General features: G+C 66.6%; 18 protein-coding genes. 5 read left to right on the top strand and 13 right to left on the bottom strand.

Going from position 1 to position 18,634, the window contains the following annotated elements:
* Nucleotides 1-3: 3 nt before the first annotated feature.
* From A5707_RS24780 to clpB, 8 genes are all read right to left on the bottom strand, one after another.
* On the bottom strand, nt 4-1,356 hold the full coding sequence (locus A5707_RS24780) for a 3-oxoacid CoA-transferase (protein ID WP_065015490.1): 1,353 nt from the start codon (nt 1,354-1,356) through the stop codon (nt 4-6).
* A complete protein-coding gene (locus A5707_RS16270; RefSeq protein ID WP_065015489.1) occupies nt 1,356-2,471 on the bottom strand; it encodes a glycoside hydrolase family 76 protein in 1,116 nt (371 codons plus the stop codon). Before A5707_RS16270 ends, A5707_RS24780 begins: the two co-directional genes overlap by 1 nt.
* A 12-nt stretch (nt 2,472-2,483) precedes the next feature.
* Nucleotides 2,484-3,134 carry a TrmH family RNA methyltransferase gene (locus tag A5707_RS16265; RefSeq protein WP_065015488.1) on the bottom strand — a complete coding sequence of 217 codons (651 nt, stop codon included), beginning with the start codon at nt 3,132-3,134 and terminating at the stop codon, nt 2,484-2,486.
* Entirely contained in the window at nt 3,131-4,021 is an 891-nt protein-coding gene (locus A5707_RS16260; RefSeq protein WP_065015487.1) for a hypothetical protein, read from the bottom strand. Before A5707_RS16260 ends, A5707_RS16265 begins: the two co-directional genes overlap by 4 nt.
* 5 nt (nt 4,022-4,026) lie before the next feature.
* The gene (gene pyrE, locus A5707_RS16255; RefSeq protein ID WP_065015486.1) at nt 4,027-4,593 is read right to left on the bottom strand and encodes an orotate phosphoribosyltransferase; all 567 of its coding nucleotides are present in this window, start codon (nt 4,591-4,593) and stop codon (nt 4,027-4,029) included.
* Nucleotides 4,562-5,338, bottom strand: a complete 777-nt coding sequence (locus A5707_RS16250; protein ID WP_065015485.1) for an SDR family NAD(P)-dependent oxidoreductase — start codon at nt 5,336-5,338, stop codon at nt 4,562-4,564. The genes pyrE and A5707_RS16250 overlap by 32 nt, the downstream gene beginning before the upstream one ends.
* A gap of 24 nt (nt 5,339-5,362) precedes the next feature.
* Entirely contained in the window at nt 5,363-6,175 is an 813-nt protein-coding gene (gene ttfA / locus A5707_RS16245) for a trehalose monomycolate transport factor TtfA (RefSeq protein ID WP_065015484.1), read from the bottom strand.
* A gap of 140 nt (nt 6,176-6,315) precedes the next feature.
* Nucleotides 6,316-8,862 (bottom strand): ATP-dependent chaperone ClpB, encoded by a 2,547-nt coding sequence (gene clpB / locus A5707_RS16240; protein WP_065015483.1) that lies wholly within the window; start codon nt 8,860-8,862, stop codon nt 6,316-6,318.
* Nucleotides 8,863-8,987: 125 nt separating this feature from the next.
* Here clpB and A5707_RS16235 point away from each other — a divergent pair, with 125 nt between their 5' ends.
* The 3 genes from A5707_RS16235 to A5707_RS16225 all read left to right on the top strand — a co-directional run bounded on the left by A5707_RS16235 (nt 8,988) and on the right by A5707_RS16225 (nt 11,816).
* Complete coding sequence (locus A5707_RS16235) at nt 8,988-9,659, top strand: GAP family protein (protein WP_065015482.1); 672 nt, start codon at nt 8,988-8,990, stop codon at nt 9,657-9,659.
* Nucleotides 9,660-9,726: 67 nt separating this feature from the next.
* Entirely contained in the window at nt 9,727-10,899 is a 1,173-nt protein-coding gene (locus A5707_RS16230) for an FAD-binding oxidoreductase (RefSeq protein WP_065015481.1), read from the top strand.
* Nucleotides 10,900-10,925: 26 nt separating this feature from the next.
* The gene (locus A5707_RS16225; RefSeq protein ID WP_065015480.1) at nt 10,926-11,816 is read left to right on the top strand and encodes an aldose 1-epimerase; all 891 of its coding nucleotides are present in this window, start codon (nt 10,926-10,928) and stop codon (nt 11,814-11,816) included.
* Nucleotides 11,817-11,890: 74 nt separating this feature from the next.
* Here the strand turns inward: A5707_RS16225 and A5707_RS16220 are convergent, their stop codons facing one another.
* From A5707_RS16220 to dnaK, 4 genes are read right to left on the bottom strand one after another with little or no spacing between them, the layout of a single operon-like run.
* Nucleotides 11,891-12,277 carry a heat shock protein transcriptional repressor HspR gene (locus A5707_RS16220; protein WP_065015479.1) on the bottom strand — a complete coding sequence of 129 codons (387 nt, stop codon included), beginning with the start codon at nt 12,275-12,277 and terminating at the stop codon, nt 11,891-11,893.
* Nucleotides 12,277-13,455, bottom strand: coding sequence for a molecular chaperone DnaJ (dnaJ, locus tag A5707_RS16215; RefSeq protein ID WP_065015478.1), 1,179 nt, complete (start codon nt 13,453-13,455; stop codon nt 12,277-12,279). Before dnaJ ends, A5707_RS16220 begins: the two co-directional genes overlap by 1 nt.
* A gap of 41 nt (nt 13,456-13,496) precedes the next feature.
* Nucleotides 13,497-14,141 (bottom strand): nucleotide exchange factor GrpE, encoded by a 645-nt coding sequence (grpE, locus tag A5707_RS16210; protein ID WP_065015477.1) that lies wholly within the window; start codon nt 14,139-14,141, stop codon nt 13,497-13,499.
* Nucleotides 14,138-15,994 (bottom strand): molecular chaperone DnaK, encoded by a 1,857-nt coding sequence (gene dnaK, locus A5707_RS16205; RefSeq protein ID WP_065015476.1) that lies wholly within the window; start codon nt 15,992-15,994, stop codon nt 14,138-14,140. Before dnaK ends, grpE begins: the two co-directional genes overlap by 4 nt.
* Before the next feature lie 310 nt (nt 15,995-16,304).
* Here dnaK and A5707_RS16200 point away from each other — a divergent pair, with 310 nt between their 5' ends.
* Together A5707_RS16200 and A5707_RS16195 are read left to right on the top strand one after the other, a co-directional pair.
* Nucleotides 16,305-16,556 (top strand): type II toxin-antitoxin system ParD family antitoxin, encoded by a 252-nt coding sequence (locus A5707_RS16200; RefSeq protein ID WP_065015475.1) that lies wholly within the window; start codon nt 16,305-16,307, stop codon nt 16,554-16,556.
* Nucleotides 16,553-16,849 (top strand): type II toxin-antitoxin system RelE/ParE family toxin, encoded by a 297-nt coding sequence (locus tag A5707_RS16195; protein WP_065015474.1) that lies wholly within the window; start codon nt 16,553-16,555, stop codon nt 16,847-16,849. Before A5707_RS16200 ends, A5707_RS16195 begins: the two co-directional genes overlap by 4 nt.
* Nucleotides 16,850-16,853: 4 nt before the next feature.
* Here A5707_RS16195 and A5707_RS16190 read toward each other — a convergent pair whose 3' ends face one another.
* Entirely contained in the window at nt 16,854-18,590 is a 1,737-nt protein-coding gene (locus A5707_RS16190; protein ID WP_065015473.1) for an acyl-CoA dehydrogenase family protein, read from the bottom strand.
* Between the last annotated feature and the right edge of the window lie 44 nt (nt 18,591-18,634).

Here is an 18,634-nt window from a genome sequence, read left to right as displayed (position 1 = left end):
CCGTTAGTCCAGCGCGACGGTGAAGTCGCAGCCGGTCTTGGCGCGCACGTCCTCGACTGTCACTCCGGGATGCAGTTCTGTGAGGGTCAGCCCCCGGTGGGGTTCGACGTCGAAGACGCACAGATCGGTGATGATCATGTCCACGACGGCCTTGCCGGTGATCGGCAGCGTGCATTGCTTGAGGATCTTCGGGCTGCCGTCTTTAGCGGTGTGATCCATCACCACGATCACGCGCTTCACGCCGGACACCAGATCCATTGCGCCGCCCGGCCCTTTGACCATCTTGCCCGGCACCATCCAGTTGGCCAGATCGCCGTTCTCGGCCACCTCTAAGCCACCCAGGATGGACAGGTCGATGTGACCCCCGCGGATCATCGCGAAGGAATCGGCGCTACTGAAGAAGCTCGATCCGGGAAGAGTGGTGATGGTCTGCTTGCCCGCGTTGATGAGGTCGGGGTCTACCGCATCCTCGGTCGGGTAGGAGCCGATTCCCAGTAGCCCGTTCTCCGATTGCAGCGTCACGCTGATCCCCGACGGAATGAAATTGGCTACCAGCGTGGGAATTCCGATGCCCAGGTTGACGTAGTAGCCGTCGCGCAGTTCCTGGGCGGCGCGCTGGGCCATCCGCTCGCGGATCGGGCTGTCCTGCTTGAGTGCGGAACCGCTTGTCACCGTGCGGAATTCGACGCGCTTCTCATAACTGGGTCCTTCGATGATGCGGTCGACGTAGATGCCGGGGGTGTGAATCTGATCCGGATCCAAGTCACCGACTTCGACGAGTTCTTCCACCTCGGCGACCGTCACCGCTCCACAGGTGGCGATCATCGGATTGAAGTTGCGCGCAGTCTTGCGGTAGACGAGATTGCCTGCCGTGTCGCCCTTCCACGCCTTGACGATGGCCACGTCGGCGCGAATGCCTTCTTCCAGAACATATTCGGTGCCGTCAAAGACCCGGGTATCTTTGCCCTCGGCAAGGTTGGTGCCGAAGGCGGTGCGGGTGTAGAAGCCCGGAATGCCTGCCCCGCCGGCGCGCAGTTTCTCCGCCAGTGTCCCTTGCGGGGTGAGAGCGAGGTCGAGTTCACCCGACAGCACCTGGCGCTCGAACTCCTTGTTCTCGCCGACGTAGGACGCGATCACCTTTTTCACCTGCCGCGCCTTGAGCAGCAGGCCCATACCGAAATCGTCCACGCCGGCATTGTTTCCGACGATCGTGAGGTCCTTGACACCGCTGTCCACCAGAGCCTGGATCAGGTTCTCCGGAATACCGCACAGGCCGAAACCGCCTGCGGCTACGGTGATCCCGTCCTTCAGCAGGCCGTCCAATGCGGTCTCCGCGTCGGGATGGACTTTAGTCATCAGGCATTCCTTCCTACTGCGCTGACTGCGTGGGCGGCCTCCATCAGCATCCAGCCGGACAACTGCACCGACAGGTCGCGCTCGGCGACCTCAGAACCGGTCACCGCGCCCTCGACGAACTCGGCCTGCTTGCCGACCGTCGACGGCAGGTCGGCGGTGCGATCCCAGAACGGTCCGAACAGCGGCAGCCCCTGCACGGACTGCCGGTAGTCCCAGGCCGATTGCGCGGAGTCGAGCACCAATTCGCGCGCGGTGTCGCGGGCCGCGACGTCCTCGACCGATTCGCCCGGCAACGTGGTGGCGACCAGCGCCAGGTAGCGGGCGGTAATCCCGCTGAACAGTCCCCCGTCGCCGCCGCCGGCGCCGTTGATCACCCCCGCCGGCGCCATGTGCTCGTTGACGGCGTTGACCAGCCGGTGCACCCGCGGCGCGTGTCGCGGATCGCCTGTGCGCGCGGCCAATTCGGTTTCCAGTCCCAGCACCACGCCCTGGCAGTAGGTGTACTGCGCGCGAACCAGGGAGCCGGCTTTGATGCCGTCGAACACCAGGTGTGTCTCCGGGTCGATCAGTGTCCTGTCGATCCAGTCGGCCATCTGCTGGGCACGTTTGAGCCGGTCGCCGTAGCGGGCCAGAAAGATTCCGGCGGGTCCGTTGCCCGGGGCGTTGAAGAACTGGTCCTGTTTGCGCCACGGGATGCCGCCGCCGTCCTCGGGCACCCAGGCTTTGACGAATTGGTCGGTCAGTGTGTCCAGTGCGCGATGGCGGTCGATGCCGGCCAACCGGGATGCCCGCTCGAGCGCCAGCGCCAGCCAGGCCATGTCGTCGTAGTAGTCGTTGACCCATCGCCCGATGTTGCGCAGCCGGTGTGAGCGGATCTGACGTTTGATCTCTTTGTGCCGCTCCGGAGTTGGGTCGCGTAGTTGGGCGTCGACCAGACAGTCCAGCAGGTGGGCCTGCCACCAGTAATGCCAGTGACCGAACAGCCGGTCACGTCGCAGCGGCGGCCAGGCCACCACGCCCAACTGGGTGCCCGGCAACGCCCACAGTCGCCTGAGGTGCCGCGCGGTCACCGCCGCTTCGGCGCTGCCCGCCCGGTTGGCCCATAGCTGATCCATATGCACTTGATCCTAGGTTGACCAGGCTTTGGCGACGTCTCCGTGCTGGGTGATCCAGGCATGCATGGCGATCCCGGCGGCCACCGCGACGTTGATGCTGCGGGTCGAGCCGAACTGAGCGATCGAGACGGTCAGCGCCGCGCCGGCGCGGGCGTCGTCGCTGATGCCGGGCCCCTCTTGGCCGAAGACCAGCAGGCAATCGCGCGGCAGCGGCGTCTGCTCCAGCCGGGCGGCGCCGGGCACGTTGTCGACGGCTACCACGGTCAGCCCGGCGCCGGTAGCGAACTCCAGCAGGTCGGCGATGTGGTCGTGATGCGACAGCCGCTGGTAGCGGTCGGTCACCATGGCACCGCGGCGATTCCACCGGCGGCGGCCCACGATATGCACGGTGTCCACCGCGAACGCGTTGGCGGTGCGCACCACCCCGCCGATGTTGGCGTCGTGGCCGAAGTTCTCGATCGCGATGTGCAGCGGGTGTCGGCGCTGGTCGATGTCGGCGATGATCGCCTCCCGTGTCCAGTAGCGGTAGGCGTCGACGACGTTGCGGGTGTCGCCGTCGCGCAGCAGCGCCGGGTCGTACCGCGGATCGTCCGGAAGGTCGCCTTCCCACGGGCCCACGCCCGCGTTGGGTGCGCCCCATTCGGTGGGACCGGGCTCAGTCACGGCGTGGTCCAGACCGCGGCGTGGGTGCCGACCACCGCGACGGTCGCGTACAGCAGCGCCTGGTTGATCTCGCCCTGGGTGCACAGCGACGCGTCGACGTGGACGGCGTCCAGCGACGCCTCGGGCAACAGCAACACCGACGACCCGTACGCCGCGCAGGCGGCGCTGAGCCCCGGCGCGGGCAAGGTTGGGGTGGCCAGCAGCATCATCGGTCCGCCGCGGGCGGCCGACTCCTCGCGGTAGCGTGCCGCGACGGCGTCGGCGACCAGGCCCAGCAGCATATAGCCGTTGCCGGTGAATACGGCCGGGTCGCCCAGCGACTCTTGACTGAGTTGGGTGCCGTCGGCGCGCCAGGCCGACACGCTGGTGGTCTTGACCACCATGCCGATGTCGTTCTCCTTGGTCGGCAGCATGCCCACCGGGAACGTCGCCGGATACGCCGCCGCGGTGCCGGCGATGCGGTCCCGCGGCGAGTACATGTACACCCCACGCACCGCGCTGCGGTCCTTGAGCGGGCCCAGGCACACCGTGCCAGTCAGCCGGTCCGGCGTGGGCGCCGAGAGATGCTGCACTACAACATTTTTCGCGCCTTCACAGCTACCGATTCCGGTGGCTTCCATCGGGTGAGCCAGCGCGCCGTAGAGCCCGAAGCGAAGGTCTTCGGGTTTCGCGTGCGCTGCGGCCGGGTCGGCCGGGGCAGCGTCGACGTCGACCAGAACGTAGTCGGCGCTCCAGCGCAGATTCGACACGGCGACGTTCCAACCCAGCACTGCCAGCGATTCGCCTAGCCGGGCAGGCTGCGCGCCGTAAACCCGATCGTCGTGAGCCGCACCGGAACAGGCTGAAACCAGCGCCAGCGTCGTCACTATTGCGATCAGAGCCCGCACGATGTTCAGCGCAGCCCCAGATCCGCGAGATTCAGCACACTGCGGTAGGGCAAATCCTCGGCTTGAATGGCTTCGGCCGCGCCGGTGTCTCGATCCACCACGGTCGCTACGCCGACCACGTCGGCACCGGCGTCGCGCACCGCCCGTACCGCAGTCAGCGCCGAAGCGCCGGTGGTACTAGTGTCCTCGACCACTAGCACCCGGTGACCGGAGATGTCGGGGCCTTCGATAAGGCGTTGCATGCCATGGGTTTTCACCGACTTGCGCACCACGAACGCGTCGATCGGGCGTCCCGGTGCATGCATGACGGCGGTGGCTACCGGGTCGGCGCCCAAGGTCAGACCGCCAACGGCCGCATACTCCCAGTCGTCGGTGAGTTCGCGCATCAACCGGCCGATCAGCGCGGCGGCGCGGTGGTGCAGGGTGGCCCGGCGCAGATCGACGTAGTAGTCGGCCTGCTTCCCCGAGGACAGCGTGACGCGGCCGTGCACCACCGACAGTCGGCGCACCAGGTCGGCCAACTCGTCGCGCTCGGCGGCCTCAGGTGCGGCCACGGCCCCGCCCGAACACATTGGTAAAACCGCGGACCAGGCTTCGCGGCGCCATCCGCCCGGCCGTGGTGAGCGCCTTGTACTGCAACCCCGGAACGCTGATCACCTTGCCGCGCGCGATGTCGGCCAGGCTTTCCCGGATCACGTCGTCGACCTCGAGCCACATGAACGACGGCATCGAAGCCATGTCGATGCCGGCACGGCTGTGAAATTCGGTGTGTACGAAGCCTGGACACACCGCGTGTATCCCTACGCCGGTGCCCTTCAGTCCACCGGCCAGCCCTTCGGTGAACGACACCACCCAGGCTTTGGACGCCGAGTACGTCGACCCGCGGCCCGACACCAGACCGGCGACGCTGGCGACGTTGATGACGGTGCCCGACCCCGCATCGATCATGGCCGGCAGCGCGGCGCGGGTCAGCTGCATCACCGCGGTCACGTTGACGTCCAGCTGGGCCTGCAGCAGCGCGGGATCGGCGGTCCAGAATTCGCCGGAGGTGCCGAAGCCGGCGTTGTTGACCAGTACGTCGACACCGGCAGCCAGCCGCTCGGCGACTTTGCCGCGGTCGGCGGCGTCAGCCAGGTCGGCCGGCAGCACCTCGACGTTGCGGCCGCCTTCGTCGCGCAGCTCGGCCGACAGTTGCTCCAGCCGCTCAGCATCGCGGGCAACCAGGACCAGGTCGTGACCGTCGGCGGCGAAGCGGCGCGCGAATCCTGCGCCGATCCCCGATGTGGGCCCGGTGATCAGGGCGACGGGCGACGGCATGACCGACAGCGTAGCTGCCGGGTATCAACGCTGATAATGCGTGGCTTGGTAGCCGTTGCGGTCCGGCGGCGGGCGACGGACGGCCTCGTCGGGTGCCCGCCGAGCGGGTTCGGATCGCCCGGCGGCTTCGGCCCGCTTGGGCGCCGCCTCCGCGCGGGCGGTCGGGGCCAGCGGGCGACTCGGCGCCGCGTTACGGCGGCCGGCCGACGGGGTCAGCGCGGCCTGCTTGGGCACCGGCGGCAACACCCGCAGCAGGTCGTTGAACTGGCGCACCGTGCGCAGGCCCTCGTCCCACTGGGCGCGGGTACTGGCGATCGGCATGCTGACCAACGTCCAGTTCTCCTCGTTCCACATGATCTCGGCGCAGTCCGGTGCAGTATGGGCGAAAGTGACCATCCGCCGGTCGCATGCGCGGCGGGCTGCGTCGAGGTTGGTGGAGTACACCATTCGCGGCCCGATCGCGCCGAGCAGCCAAATGTCGTTCTCCCGCGGCTCTTTCAGCCCTTTGAGCCGGACGTCGACCACGACGTTGGTGCCCACCTTGCGGTGCAGCGCGATCACCGTGGCGACTTCTTCGAGGTCGAAGATGAACACCGCTTCGCCGCGGATCTGGCCCAGCACCACGTTGCGCGCCGGGATGTCGCCGACGGTCGACATCACGCCGCGCTTCCAGCGCTGGAGGATGTCGGTGGATTCGGGTTCGTAGTCGAATCCGTGCGAACGCGCCCAGGATCTGCGGCGTCGGCCACGCCCGCGGCGTCGATCGATGTCGACGTACAGCAGCACCACCGCGCCGACGAAGCACAACGCGGAGAGCGTGAACCAAAGCGGGACCATCGCACGTAGCCTACTTGCTTTTCGTGGAGAATCACGAATGCTTGCAGGTCACAACCCCGTCACGCCTCCCAGTGCCGAACGTCGACTTGTTGGGCGATTTCTGGGGAAATATCCACAACAAGTCGACGTTCGAGCGCGGCTCATCCGAGAATGAGGGCCTCGCCGTCGGGGCTGACGTTGACCGGCACCGTGTCGCCGTCGTGGACCTCGCCGGCCAGCAACATCTTGGCCAGCTGGTCGCCGATGGCCTGCTGCACCAGCCGCCGCAACGGACGCGCCCCGTAGACCGGGTCGAACCCGCGCTGCGCCAGCCACCGCTTGGCCTGCAGCGACACTTCCAGCTGCAGCCGTCGCTGCGCCAGCCGCTTGGCCAGCTGCTCGAGCTGGATGTCGACGATGTGCACCAGCTCCTCGGGGTTGAGGCCCTCGAAGATCAGCACGTCGTCGAGCCGGTTGATGAACTCGGGCTTGAAGGTCGACCGCACCGCGGCCATCACCTGCTCCTCGTTGCCGCCCGACCCGAGGTTGGACGTCAGGATCAGGATGGTGTTGCGGAAGTCGACCGTGCGGCCCTGCCCGTCGGTGAGCCGGCCCTCGTCGAGGACCTGCAACAGCACGTCGAACACGTCCGGGTGGGCCTTTTCCACCTCGTCGAAGAGCACCACCGTGTAGGGCCGGCGGCGCACCGCCTCGGTCAGCTGACCGCCCTGGTCATAACCGACGTAGCCCGGCGGCGCCCCGACCAGGCGGGCCACCGAGTGCTTCTCGCCGTACTCGCTCATGTCGATGCGGACCATCGCCCGCTCGTCGTCGAACAGGAAGTCGGCCAGCGCCTTGGCCAACTCGGTCTTGCCGACGCCGGTGGGCCCGAGGAACAAAAACGCCCCGGTGGGCCGGTTGGGGTCGGCGACCCCGGCCCTACTGCGACGCACCGCGTCGGACACCGCCTGCACCGGCTTGCGCTGACCGACAACCCGCTTACCCAGCTCGTCTTCCATCCGCAGCAGCTTGGCGGTCTCGCCTTCCAGCAGCCGCCCGGCCGGGATGCCGGTCCACGCGCTCACCACGTCGGCGATGTCGTCGGGCCCGACTTCCTCCTTGAGCATGACGTCCTCGCGGGCCTGCGCGGACGGCAGCGCCGCGTCGAGTTTCTTCTCCACCTCGGGAATGCGGCCGTAGCGCAGCTCGGCGGCCTTGGCCAAGTCGCCGTCGCGTTCGGCGCGGTCGGATTCGCCGCGCAGGGTGTCCAGTTGCTCCTTGAGTTCGCGGACGACGTCGATGGCGTTCTTCTCGTTGTGCCAACGGGTGGTGAGCTCGGCCAACTTTTCTTTGTGGTCGGCCAGTTCGGCGCGCAGCTTCTCCAGCCTTTCGCGCGACGCCGCGTCTTCCTCTTTGGCCAGTGCCATCTCTTCGATCTCCAGCCGGCGGACCAGCCGCTCGACCTCGTCGATCTCGACGGGCCGCGAGTCGATCTCCATCCTCAATCGACTAGCGGCCTCGTCGACCAGGTCGATGGCCTTGTCCGGCAGGAATCTTGCGGTGATGTAGCGGTCGGACAGGGTGGCCGCAGCCACCAGCGCCGAGTCGGTAATGCGCACCCCGTGGTGCACCTCGTAGCGGTCCTTCAACCCGCGCAGGATCCCGACGGTGTCTTCCACCGACGGTTCACCGACGAAGACCTGCTGGAAGCGGCGTTCCAGCGCGGCGTCCTTCTCGATGTGCTTGCGGTATTCGTCGAGCGTGGTGGCGCCGACCAGCCGCAGCTCGCCGCGGGCCAGCATCGGCTTGATCATGTTGCCGGCGTCCATCGCCGATTCGCCGGTGGCGCCGGCGCCGACGATCGTGTGCAGCTCGTCGATGAACGTGATGATCTGCCCCGCGGAGTTCTTGATGTCGTCGAGCACCGCCTTGAGCCGTTCCTCGAACTCGCCGCGGTACTTGGCGCCGGCCACCATCGAACCAAGGTCCAGCGAGACGACGGTCTTGTCGCGCAGGCTCTCCGGCACGTCGCCGGCCACGATGCGCTGGGCCAGGCCCTCGACAATCGCGGTCTTGCCGACGCCCGGCTCACCGATGAGCACCGGGTTGTTCTTGGTCCGACGGCTCAGCACCTGCACGACGCGACGGATCTCGTTGTCGCGACCGATGACCGGGTCGAGTTTGCCTTCCCGGGCGCGCGCGGTCAGGTCGGTGGAGTACTTCTCCAGCGCCTGGTAGGTAGCTTCGGGGTCGGGGCTGGTGACCCGGGCGCTGCCGCGGACCTTCACGAACGCCTCACGCAGAGCCTGCGGGGACGCGCCATGACCGCTCAGCAGTTTGGCGACCTCGGAGTCGCCGGTGGCCAGCCCGACCATCAGGTGCTCGGTGGAGACGTATTCGTCGTCGAGTTCGGTGGCCAGCTGCTGGGCCGTGGTGATCGCCGCAAGCGATTCGCGGGACAGCTGCGGCTGCGAGCTGGCGCCGCTGATCTGCGGCAGCCGGTCGAGGAGGCGTTGAGCTTCGGCGCGGATGGTGGCGGGCTCGACGCCGACAGCCTCCAGCAGCGGCGCAGCGATCCCGTCGTTCTGCGTCAGCAGCGCCAACAACAGATGAGCGGGCCGGATCTCCGGATTACCTGCGGCGGAAGCCGCCTGTAACGCCGATGTCAGCGCCGCTTGTGCCTTGGTTGTCGGGTTGAAAGAGTCCACAACGGCCTCCTTTTGTGGTCAAAAAGGGGTTGGCAAAATGCTTGTCGCGATGTTCAACGCCGTCAAGGTTGAGTCTGTTCCGCTCAAGTCTATCGGGATGCTGAGCGGGGGGCTAACGTGCTGGCGTGACAGGCAGCTGGGGTTCGGCCCTGACCGGACTGCTTTCCCTGGCGCTGGTGATCAGCCTCTCGCCTCTGTCGATCATTCCCGCTGTGCTGGTGTTGCACACACCCCGACCGCGAGCGACTGGCCTTGCGTTTCTCGGTGGCTGGCTGGCGCTCCTGGCGGGGCTGACGGCGCTGTTCGTCGCGGTGTCCGGGCTGCTCGGCGGGCTGCGCGAGTCGCCACCGGCCTGGGCGTCGTGGTTGCGGATTGTCGTCGGCTCAGCACTGATCCTCTTCGGCGTCTATCGGTGGCTGAGCCGCCACCGCCACACGGAGACGCCGCGCTGGATGCGGTCGCTGACCACGCTCACACCGCTGCGGGCCGGAGTGACGGGAGCGGTGCTGGCGGTGGTGCGGCTCGAGGTGCTGCTGATCTGCGCGGCAGCCGGTTTGGCGATCGGCAGCGCCGGGCTGGGCGCCACCCGGGCATGGATCTCGGCGGTGTTTTTCGTCGCGGTCGCCGCATCGTCGGTCGCAATCCCGATACTGGCCTACGCCGCTGCCGGGGAGCGCCTTCACGATCCGCTGAGCAGACTCAGGGACTGGATGGAGCGCCACAACGCCGCGATGCTCGCGGTGATCCTGGTTGTGATCGGTTTGCTGGTGCTCTACAAGGGACTCCACGCGCTCTAGGCCGACGCTTTGGTCACCTTGTTCGCCGAGGCGACGACGTGCCTAATCAGGCCTAAAATCGTCGGCCGTGGGCCTAGACGACCGAGATGCGCTGCAGGTGTTGCACGCCGCGTTCGACGGAGAGGCCCAATCCGACGCCGACGGGCTGGTCGGCCAGTTCTATGCCCGCTGGTTTGCCCTCGACGTCGCACTGCGCGATTTGTTTCCGCCGGACATGGCCGGGCAGCGGGCCGCGTTCGCCCACGCGCTGCATTGGGTTTACGGCGAACTGGTCGCGCAGCGCGCACAGTCGCCGGTGGCGTTTTTGGCTCAGTTGGGCCGCGACCACCGCAAATACGGCGTCATCCCCAAGCACTATGAGACGTTGCGGCGCGCGCTGTATTCGACGCTGCGCGACAGGCTGTCCGACGCCTGGACCGACGCCGTCGACGAGGCCGCCCGCCAGTCGCTGAACCTGATCACCGGGGTGATGAGCGGTGCCGCCGACGCCGACGAGGGCCCCGCCTGGTGGGACGGCACCGTGATCGAACACCTGCGGGTGTCGCGCGACCTGGCGGTGGTGCGGTTGCAGCTGGACCGCCCGCTGCACTATCACCCCGGCCAGTACGTCAACGTCGCAGTCCCGCAATGCCCGCGGCGATGGCGGTACCTGACCCCGGCCATCCCGCCGGAGGACAGCGGCGCGATCGAATTTCACGTCCGCGCCGTGACCGGCGGCCTGGTCAGCACCGCCATCGTCGGCGAAACCCGGCCCGGCGACCGCTGGCGGCTGTCCAGTCCGCACGGCGGGATGCACGTCGACCGCGACGGCGGCGATGTGCTGATGGTGGCCGGCAGCACCGGCCTGGCGCCGCTGCGGTCGATCGTGATGGACCTCGCGCGCTTTGGGCAGAATCCGCGCGTGCACCTGTTCTTCGGCGGCCGCTACCCGTGCGAGCTCTACGATCTGCCCACGCTGTGGCAGATCGCGGCGCACAACCCGTGGCTGTCGGTGTCCCCCGTGTCGGACTACGCCGGTGACCCGGCTTGGGCCGCCGACTACCTCGACGTGACCCCGCCGCGCGGCCTGCATGTGCGCCAAACGGGCCGACTGCCTGACGTGGTGACCCGATACGGCGGCTGGGGCGATCGCCAGATCCTGATCTGCGGTGGGCCGGACATGGTGCGCGCCACCAAGGCGGCGCTGATCGCCAAGGGCGCCCCGCCCGAGCACATCCAGCACGACCCGTTGCACAGCTAGACCCGCTGCGGCATAGGCTGGCGATCGTGCACATCGTCACGCTGCACGACCCGTCGTCACCTGTGCAGGCGCAGTTCGTGCCCGATGCCGGGATGATCGGCGTCTCGCTCACCGACTCCGGTGTGCAACTGCTCGGCCAGCGCCGCGGACTGGACGCCTACGTCACCGACGGCAAGACGATGGGCATCCCCGTGCTCTATCCGTGGGCGAATCGATTGGGGGCCAACACTTATCGCGCTGAGGGCGAGACGGTCACATTGGTGCCGGGCAGCAACAGGGTGCGGCCCGACCCGCACGGACTGCCGATCCATGGCGTGCTGGCGGCCTATCCACGCTGGCGGGTGGTCGCCGAATCCGAGAACGAGCTGACCGCCGAGGTGGATTTCGGCGCGGATCCCGAACTGCTGTCCAGTTTCCCGTTCCCGCATCTGCTGGCGTTGACCGTGCGGCTCTCGCAGCGGACGTTGACGCTGCGGACGGCGATCACGCCGACCGGAAACGCCGCCGTGCCGCTGTGTTTCGGCTTTCATCCCTATCTCCAGTTGCCGGACGTGGCGCGCAGCGAGTGGATTATCGAGACCCCGCGGCTGCGACACTTGCATCTCGATGAGCGCGGTCTGCCCACCGGCGAGTCGTCACTGCAGCCGGCCCACGAAGAAGCTCTGGGCGACAATACATTTGACGACGGCTATGACCAGGTGGCCGAGGGCGCGGTGTTCGCCGTCTCGGGCGGGGGCCGACGCATCGAAGTGCACTTCGAGCTGGGCTATCCCGCGGCGCAGATCTTCGCTCCACCCGGCGAGGATGTGGTGTGCTTCGAGCCGATGGCCGCCCCGACCGATGCGCTACGGCGTGGCGGCTACCGGGTTGCGCAGCCGGGCGACTCGGCGATCGCCCAGTTCTCGATTCGGATCTGATCGCGAAACAGAAGCCAGGGTCGTAGAGCAGCGAAAATCACAGCCGTGGCTTCTGTTTGGCAAGAGAGCAGGCGTCAGCGCGGGCGGCGGGGTTGCCAGACCACCACCGCGGTGCTCTTGGGCACCACGGCGACATCACGCCGCTGATTCGCCCGCAACACCTCGATCTCGGCGGCCATCTCGCTGAGCCGCGACTGCAACGCCTCGACTTGATTGGTCAGCTCGATAATCCGTTTGATGCCGGCGAGGTTGACGCCTTCATCCTGGGAGAGCCGCTGCACCTCACGCAGCAGCTCGACGTCGTGCTGCGAATACCGCCGTCCGCCACCGGAACTGCGCTGCGGGCTGACCAGTCCGAGCCGGTCGTAGGTGCGCAGCGTCTGCGCATGCATGCCGGCCAGCTCGGCGGCCACCGAGATCAGAAACGTGCGAGCGTCTTGTTCCCTGGGGTTCTTAGCCATCAGCGGTTACCTGCCCATCCGGCCCGCGGGTCGAAACCGCTGGACCGCTCGGCGGCGGCGTAGGCCTCTAACGCATCTTGGGCGTCGCCCTCGAGGTTCGGCGGGACAGCGACTTTGACAGTCACCAGCAAATCGCCGCTGCCGCCGGCGCGCTTGGGCACCCCGCGCCCACGCACCCGCAGGATGCGGCCATCGGCGGTGCCCTTGGGCACCCGAACACCGACCCGTCCGTCCAGCGTCGGCACCGAAAGCGTGGTGCCCAACGCCAATTCGGAGAAGCTGACCGGAATCGTCACGGTCAGGTCATCGCCGTCGCGGCCGAAGACATTGTCGGGCCGCACATGCACGGTCACATACAGGTCACCCGACGGGGCGCCGCGCAACCCGGCCTCCCCCTGGCCGGCCAACCGGATGCGTTGCCCGTCCTCCACGCCCGGCGGGATCCGCACGTTGATGGTGCGGGTGCGGGTGGTGACACCGGTGCCCTTGCACTCGTCGCAGGGGTGCTCGATGATCGAGCCGCTGCCGCGACAATCGGTGCAGGGTTCGGAGAAGCCGAACGCGCCCTGGTTGCGGTTGATCACGCCCGAGCCGTTACAGGTGGCGCATACCTTCGGGCTGGTGCCCGGGCGTGCGCCGCTGCCATGGCAATTCGTGCACGGCGCCGGGCTGGTCAGCCGCAACGGCATCGCCACACCTTTAGTGGCTTCCAGGAAGCTCAGCTCGGCTTCGGTCTCCAAGTCGTTGCCACGCCGCGGCCGGCTCGGACGCGGGGCGCCGCCCCGGCCGAACAAGCCGCCGAACAGGTCACCGATATTGGTGCCGCCGCTGCGCCCGGCGGCGTCGAACAAATCGTTGAGATTGAATTCGGCGCCGTCGCCGCCCACGTTGAAGCCGCCGCCGAAGTCGCCGCCGTTGAACCGGCGACCGAACCCGCCGCCCGCGAACAGGCGGCGGGTTTCGTCGTACTCTTTGCGCTTGGCCTGATCCGTCAGGACTTCCTTGGCCTCGGACACCGCTTTGTAGCGGTCTTCGGCCGCCTTGTTGCCAGGGTTGCGGTCGGGATGATTCTCGGCGAGCAGCTTGCGGGCCACCCGCTTGATTTCATCTTGGCTGGCGTCAGGAGAGACGCCCAACTCCTTGTAGAAGTCCTTTTCGACCCACTCCCGTTGGGCCATTTCGCGTCACCCCCTCTCACCTTTCTGCATTTGTCTCGTCGTTAATTCTCCGTTGGTTCTGATTCTGCGGTCTGCTCGGCGTTATTGGCGTCGTTATCGGCGGTGTCGGCTGCCTCTTCCGGGAGGGTGTCAACCACGCCGACCATTGCGTGCCGCAAAATCTGGTCACCGAGTTTGTAGCCCTGCCGCATGACGTTGCCGATCACCGGCCTCGAGCCTTCGCCTCCGTCGCCTTCGTGCTGGACCGCCTCGTGCAGCTCGGGGTCGAAATCGTCGCCCTCGGCACCGAACGCCGCCAGGCCAAGCCCGGTCAGCGTGCTGGTCAGCTTGTCGGCGACCGACTTCAGCGGACCGGACTCCAGATCACCGTGGCTGCGTGCCCGGTCGAGATCGTCGAGCACGCCCAGCAATTGGCTGACCACGGTGGCCTTGGCCCGATCCGCCGCCGCCTGCTGGTCGCGCAGCGCCCGCTTGCGGTAGTTGGCGAAGTCGGCGTGTGCCCGCTGCAGATCGGCGGTCAGCTCGGCGACTTTGTCGGCATCGGCCGGCCCTTCGGACCCGGCGGCCTCCGGTGGCGGCCCGCTTGGGGCCGCACCGGAAGCCACGTGTCGTACCTCGCCGGTCTCGGGATCAACCCGCCGCTTGTCGGTGACGGTTACCGGTTCGTGTGGGTTGCCTTCGGTCACTTGGCCTCCCGGTCATCATCGACCACCTCCGCGTCGACGACGTCATCGGCTCCGCTCGGGCCGGCCTCAGCGCCGCCGCCGGCAGCCTGCTCGGCTTGGGTGGCCTCGTAGATCGCCTGGCCCAGCGCTTGAGACTCCTGGCCCAGCTTCTCCATCGCGGCCTTGATCTCCCCGATGTCGGTGCCTTCCAGCGCCTTCTTCGCCTCGCCGATCGCCGCGTCGACCTTGGTCAAGGTGTCCTCGGGGACCTTGGATCCGCCCTCGGCCTCGCGCTGGTCCTTGACGAACTTCTCCGTCTGGTACACCAGCGATTCGGCCTGGTTACGGACGTCGGCCTCTTCGCGACGCTTGCGGTCCTCATCGGCGTGCGCTTCGGCGTCCTTGATCATCCGGTCGATCTCCTCCTTGGAGAGGCCGGAGCCCTCCTGGATCTTGATCGTGTTCTCCTTGCCGGTGCCCTTGTCCTTGGCGGTGACGTGCACGATGCCGTTGGCGTCGATGTCGAAGGTGACCTCGATCTGCGGAACACCGCGCGGCGCCGGCGGAATTCCGGTCAGCTCGAAGGAGCCGAGCAGCTTGTTGTGCGAAGCGATTTCGCGCTCACCCTGGTAGACCTGGATCTGCACCGACGGCTGATTGTCGTCGGCCGTGGTGAAGGTCTCCGACCGCTTGGTCGGAATCGTGGTGTTGCGCTCGATCAGCTTGGTCATCACGCCGCCCTTGGTCTCGATACCGAGACTCAGCGGTGTGACGTCAAGCAGCAGAACGTCTTTCACCTCGCCCTTGAGCACACCGGCCTGCAGCGCGGCACCCACCGCGACCACCTCGTCGGGGTTGACGCCCTTGTTGGGCTCCTTGCCGCCGGTCATCTCCTTGACCAGTTCCGACACCGCGGGCATCCGGGTGGACCCACCCACCAGCACCACGTGGTCGATCTCGGACACCGCGATGCCGGCGTCCTTGATCACCGACTGGAACGGGTTACGGGCGCGGTCCAGCAGATCTTGGGTGATCTTCTGGAACTCCGCACGGGTCAGCTGCTCGTCGAGGAACAACGGGTTCTTGTCGGCGTCGACGGTGATGTAGGGCAGGTTGATCGAGGTGCTGCCAGACGACGACAACTCGATCTTGGCCTTCTCGGCCGCTTCCCGCAGCCGCTGCATGGCCATCTTGTCCTTGGTCAGGTCAATGCCGCTGCTGCCCTTGAACTTGTCGACCAGCCACTCGACGATCCGGTCGTCCCAGTCGTCGCCGCCGAGGTGGTTGTCACCGGAAGTCGCGCGGACCTCCACGACCCCCTCGCCGATCTCCAGCAGTGAGACGTCGAAGGTGCCGCCGCCGAGGTCGAACACCAGGATCCGCTGCTCCTTCTCGCCCTTGTCCAGGCCGTAGGCCAGCGCGGCGGCGGTCGGCTCGTTGACGATCCGCAGCACGTTCAGCCCGGCGATCTGGCCGGCCTCTTTGGTGGCCTGCCGCTGAGCGTCATTGAAGTAGGCGGGTGTCGTGATCACCGCGTCGGTGATGTCCTCACCGAGGTAGGCCTCGGCGTCGCGCTTCAGCTTCATCAGAACCCGGGCGCTGATCTCCTGCGCGGTGTACTTCTTGTCGTCGATCTCGATCGACCAGTCCGAGCCCATGTGCCGCTTGACCGACCGGATGGTGCGGTCGACGTTGGTCACGGCCTGGTTCTTGGCGGGCTGACCGACCAAGACCTCACCGTTGCGGGCGAACGCAACGACCGATGGTGTGGTCCGGGAGCCCTCGGAGTTGGCGACGACGACGGGGTCGCCGCCCTCCAGAACTGCGACGACGGAGTTGGTGGTCCCGAGGTCGATACCGACCGCACGAGCCATAGTGAATCCTCCCTGATTATCGAGCTTTGCCAGTTGCACTACACTGAGTGAACCTCGCTCAAGACTGCCTCCGCTGCCACGGCGCTGTCAAGCCAAATATTGAGTCTGGTTCGCTCAAGTTGTCGATGGGGTCAACGGCAGCGGTTGCCGGTTTGTTCCCCCGACCGCCGTCGACGAGTTAGCCGCGCTGTCGGCCGGCGCCGTCGGATACTTCCCCCAACCCGTTGCACGGGTACCCCGGCGTCACCGCATTACGCCCGGTCACGACAGCGCACACGCGTCGAATACCAATAATTGGTACAGTGCGCTCGTGGGTAAGAACACGTCCTTCTCGCTCGACGAGCATTACAGCGCCTTTATCGACGGCGAGATCGCAGCAGGCCGCTACCGGTCGGCCAGTGATGTTGTCCGCTGCGCGTTACGGCTGCTCGAGGACCGCGAAACCCAGCTACGGGCGCTGCGCGATGCCCTTGAGGCCGGCGAACGCAGCGGCACCTCGACACCTTTCGACTTCGACGACTTCCTCGACCGCAAGCGGGCCGAGGCCCCGCGCGAGGGTTGAGTAGCCGATACCTGCTCTCCCCTGCCGCGCGAGCAGACCTGGAGCAGATCTGGGACTACACCAACGACCGTTGGGGTGTCGACCAGGCCGAGGAGTACCTGCGCGAACTTCAACATGCCATCGGCCGCGCTGCGGCGAATCCGCTGATCGGCCGAGCCTGCGATGAGATCCGACCCGGCTATCGAAAGCTCGCCGCCGGATCACACACGCTGTATTACCGAGTGACCGCCGAAGGCGTCGTCGACATCGTGCGCATCCTGCACCAAAGGATGGACGTCGACCGCCACATCTGAGCTTCTAGGGCCGCATCACGTAGGCGCCGTCGTACGCCTTGACGTGCTGCCAAACCCGGTCAAAGCGGTCTGCATCCACAACAGGCCTGCGCACCGCCGATAGCGCCCATTCCTGTTGTGCCGAAGTCGAACTCGGCTTGCCATGCAACGCGACGCCATGCGCGGAGAAGTCGCGGATCTGGACGTCGAAGATCTGGTCCACCAACTCATGATCTAGCCCGATCAGATCGGCCTGTTCGAGAATCAGCTGCCCGTAGACAACGAGGGTGAACAGGTGACCGACAACGAGGAGAAAGTCGAGGTCGCGCATCTGGTCTGGGTCGGGCGCAGCGGTGGCCAGCAGTTCCTTCAACGCCCCGGCCTGCTCATAGAAGCGAGCGACATTCGGTACATCCAGGAACTTTTCGTAGCTGGGGGCCCAATCAGCGAATTGCACCTTGGACGCGCCCCGGGCCGGGCCTTGCGCCCAGAAGAACACGTCATCGGCCGGGTCGTTGCGGGTACCGATCTCGGGATAGTCGGCGGGGTTGAACATGTAGTTGGGCATGAACTTTAGGATCTGCGCCACGTTGACGTGCACCGTACCTTCGAGCCGCGGCAACGCACCGATCAGCCGCGCGACCTGGCAGAAATAGGTATTCTTCTCAAAGCCCTTGGCAGCCAGGATATCCCACAGCAGGGTAACGACGGTCTCGCCCTCCGACGTCACCTTGGACTTGGTGACCGGATTGAACAGTAGGTATCGACGGTCGTCGCGGCTGGCGCTGCGGAAGTAGTCGATCGCGCGGTCGCTGAACAGCTTCATCGCGACCAATCTCGCGTAGGCCTCGACGAAGCTGGCCCGCACGTGCGGGAAGTCGGTGACCGGGTTGCCGTAGAGGATGCGGTTGTTGGCGTGCGTGATCGCCTCGTAGAAGGCGTGCTCGCACATGCCGATTGAGCCGCTGCACAGGTTGAACTTGCCGACATTGACGGTGTTGAGTGCGACCGAGAATGCGTCGGGTCCGGCGCACAAGATGTCCTCCTCGTGCACCGGGTAGTCGTTGAGCCGGAAATTGCTGACGTACATCTGGCCGTGCACGACGTTGCCGATCAGTTCGTAATTCTCGTGCGTGCTGTCGGCGACGAACCATACGTAGCCGTCGGCTCCGTCGACGTCGGCCCGGCGCGAGAACACCGACACCATGCCTGCGACGTTGCCGTTGCCGATGTAGTACTTCTCCCCCGACGCCCGGAAGACGACCCCCTCGTCGTCATCGCCGGGTGTCAGCACCATGTCGGTGTTGTAGATGTCCGCGCCGTGCTCGCGCTCGGAGAGCGCGAATGCCATCACGCCGCCCGCCTCGAGTTGCTCGGCCGCGCGCTCCTTGGCCTTGATGTTGTCGCTCTGCCAGATCGGCCCGAGGCCCAGGATCGTGACCTGCTCGGCGTACCAGTAGGCCAGCCCGTAGAACCCGAAGATCTCGCTGAGCGCCGCATTGCGCGAGGTGTCCCACCGCTTGTTCGGGTCATCACCGCCATACTCCGACGGCGTGAGGAAGGTCGCGAAGATTCGCTCTCGCTTGATCAAGTCCAGGAAGTCCGAGACCCATACGGCGTCCAGATCGTCCTGTAGGAGCTTTCGCTTGCCGCGCCCTTCGAACCAGTCGATCACGGCCCGGAGTTGACGCCGCGTCTCGGGGTCGAACTGGCGGGGGTCGTAGACGTTCGGGTTGAACAACAGTCCGGTGGACTTCGCCATGGCGTTTGAATCTAGCAGTCGGTAGCGCCGAGACGATCGAAAAC

The organism is Mycobacterium kyorinense (assembly GCF_001672775.1).
Classification (GTDB): domain Bacteria; phylum Actinomycetota; class Actinomycetes; order Mycobacteriales; family Mycobacteriaceae; genus Mycobacterium; species Mycobacterium kyorinense_A.
The sequence above is the reverse complement of the archived record's forward strand: the minus strand, read 5'-3'. Positions and strand labels throughout refer to the sequence as shown.

Excerpts from the sequence above, each read along its gene's own strand:
- dnaJ (WP_065015478.1), bottom strand. The coding sequence starts at position 13,455 with ATGGCCCAACGGGAGTGGGTCGAAAAGGACTTCTACAAGGAGTTGGGC.
- A5707_RS16220 (WP_065015479.1), bottom strand. The coding sequence starts at position 12,277 with ATGGCTAAGAACCCCAGGGAACAAGACGCTCGCACGTTTCTGATCTCG.
- dnaK (WP_065015476.1), bottom strand. The coding sequence starts at position 15,994 with ATGGCTCGTGCGGTCGGTATCGACCTCGGGACCACCAACTCCGTCGTC.
- pyrE (WP_065015486.1), bottom strand. The coding sequence starts at position 4,593 with ATGTGTTCGGGCGGGGCCGTGGCCGCACCTGAGGCCGCCGAGCGCGAC.
- ttfA (WP_065015484.1), bottom strand. The coding sequence starts at position 6,175 with ATGGTCCCGCTTTGGTTCACGCTCTCCGCGTTGTGCTTCGTCGGCGCG.
- A5707_RS16270 (WP_065015489.1), bottom strand. The coding sequence starts at position 2,471 with ATGGATCAGCTATGGGCCAACCGGGCGGGCAGCGCCGAAGCGGCGGTG.
- A5707_RS16190 (WP_065015473.1), bottom strand. The coding sequence starts at position 18,590 with ATGGCGAAGTCCACCGGACTGTTGTTCAACCCGAACGTCTACGACCCC.
- A5707_RS16250 (WP_065015485.1), bottom strand. The coding sequence starts at position 5,338 with ATGCCGTCGCCCGTCGCCCTGATCACCGGGCCCACATCGGGGATCGGC.
- A5707_RS24780 (WP_065015490.1), bottom strand. The coding sequence starts at position 1,356 with ATGACTAAAGTCCATCCCGACGCGGAGACCGCATTGGACGGCCTGCTG.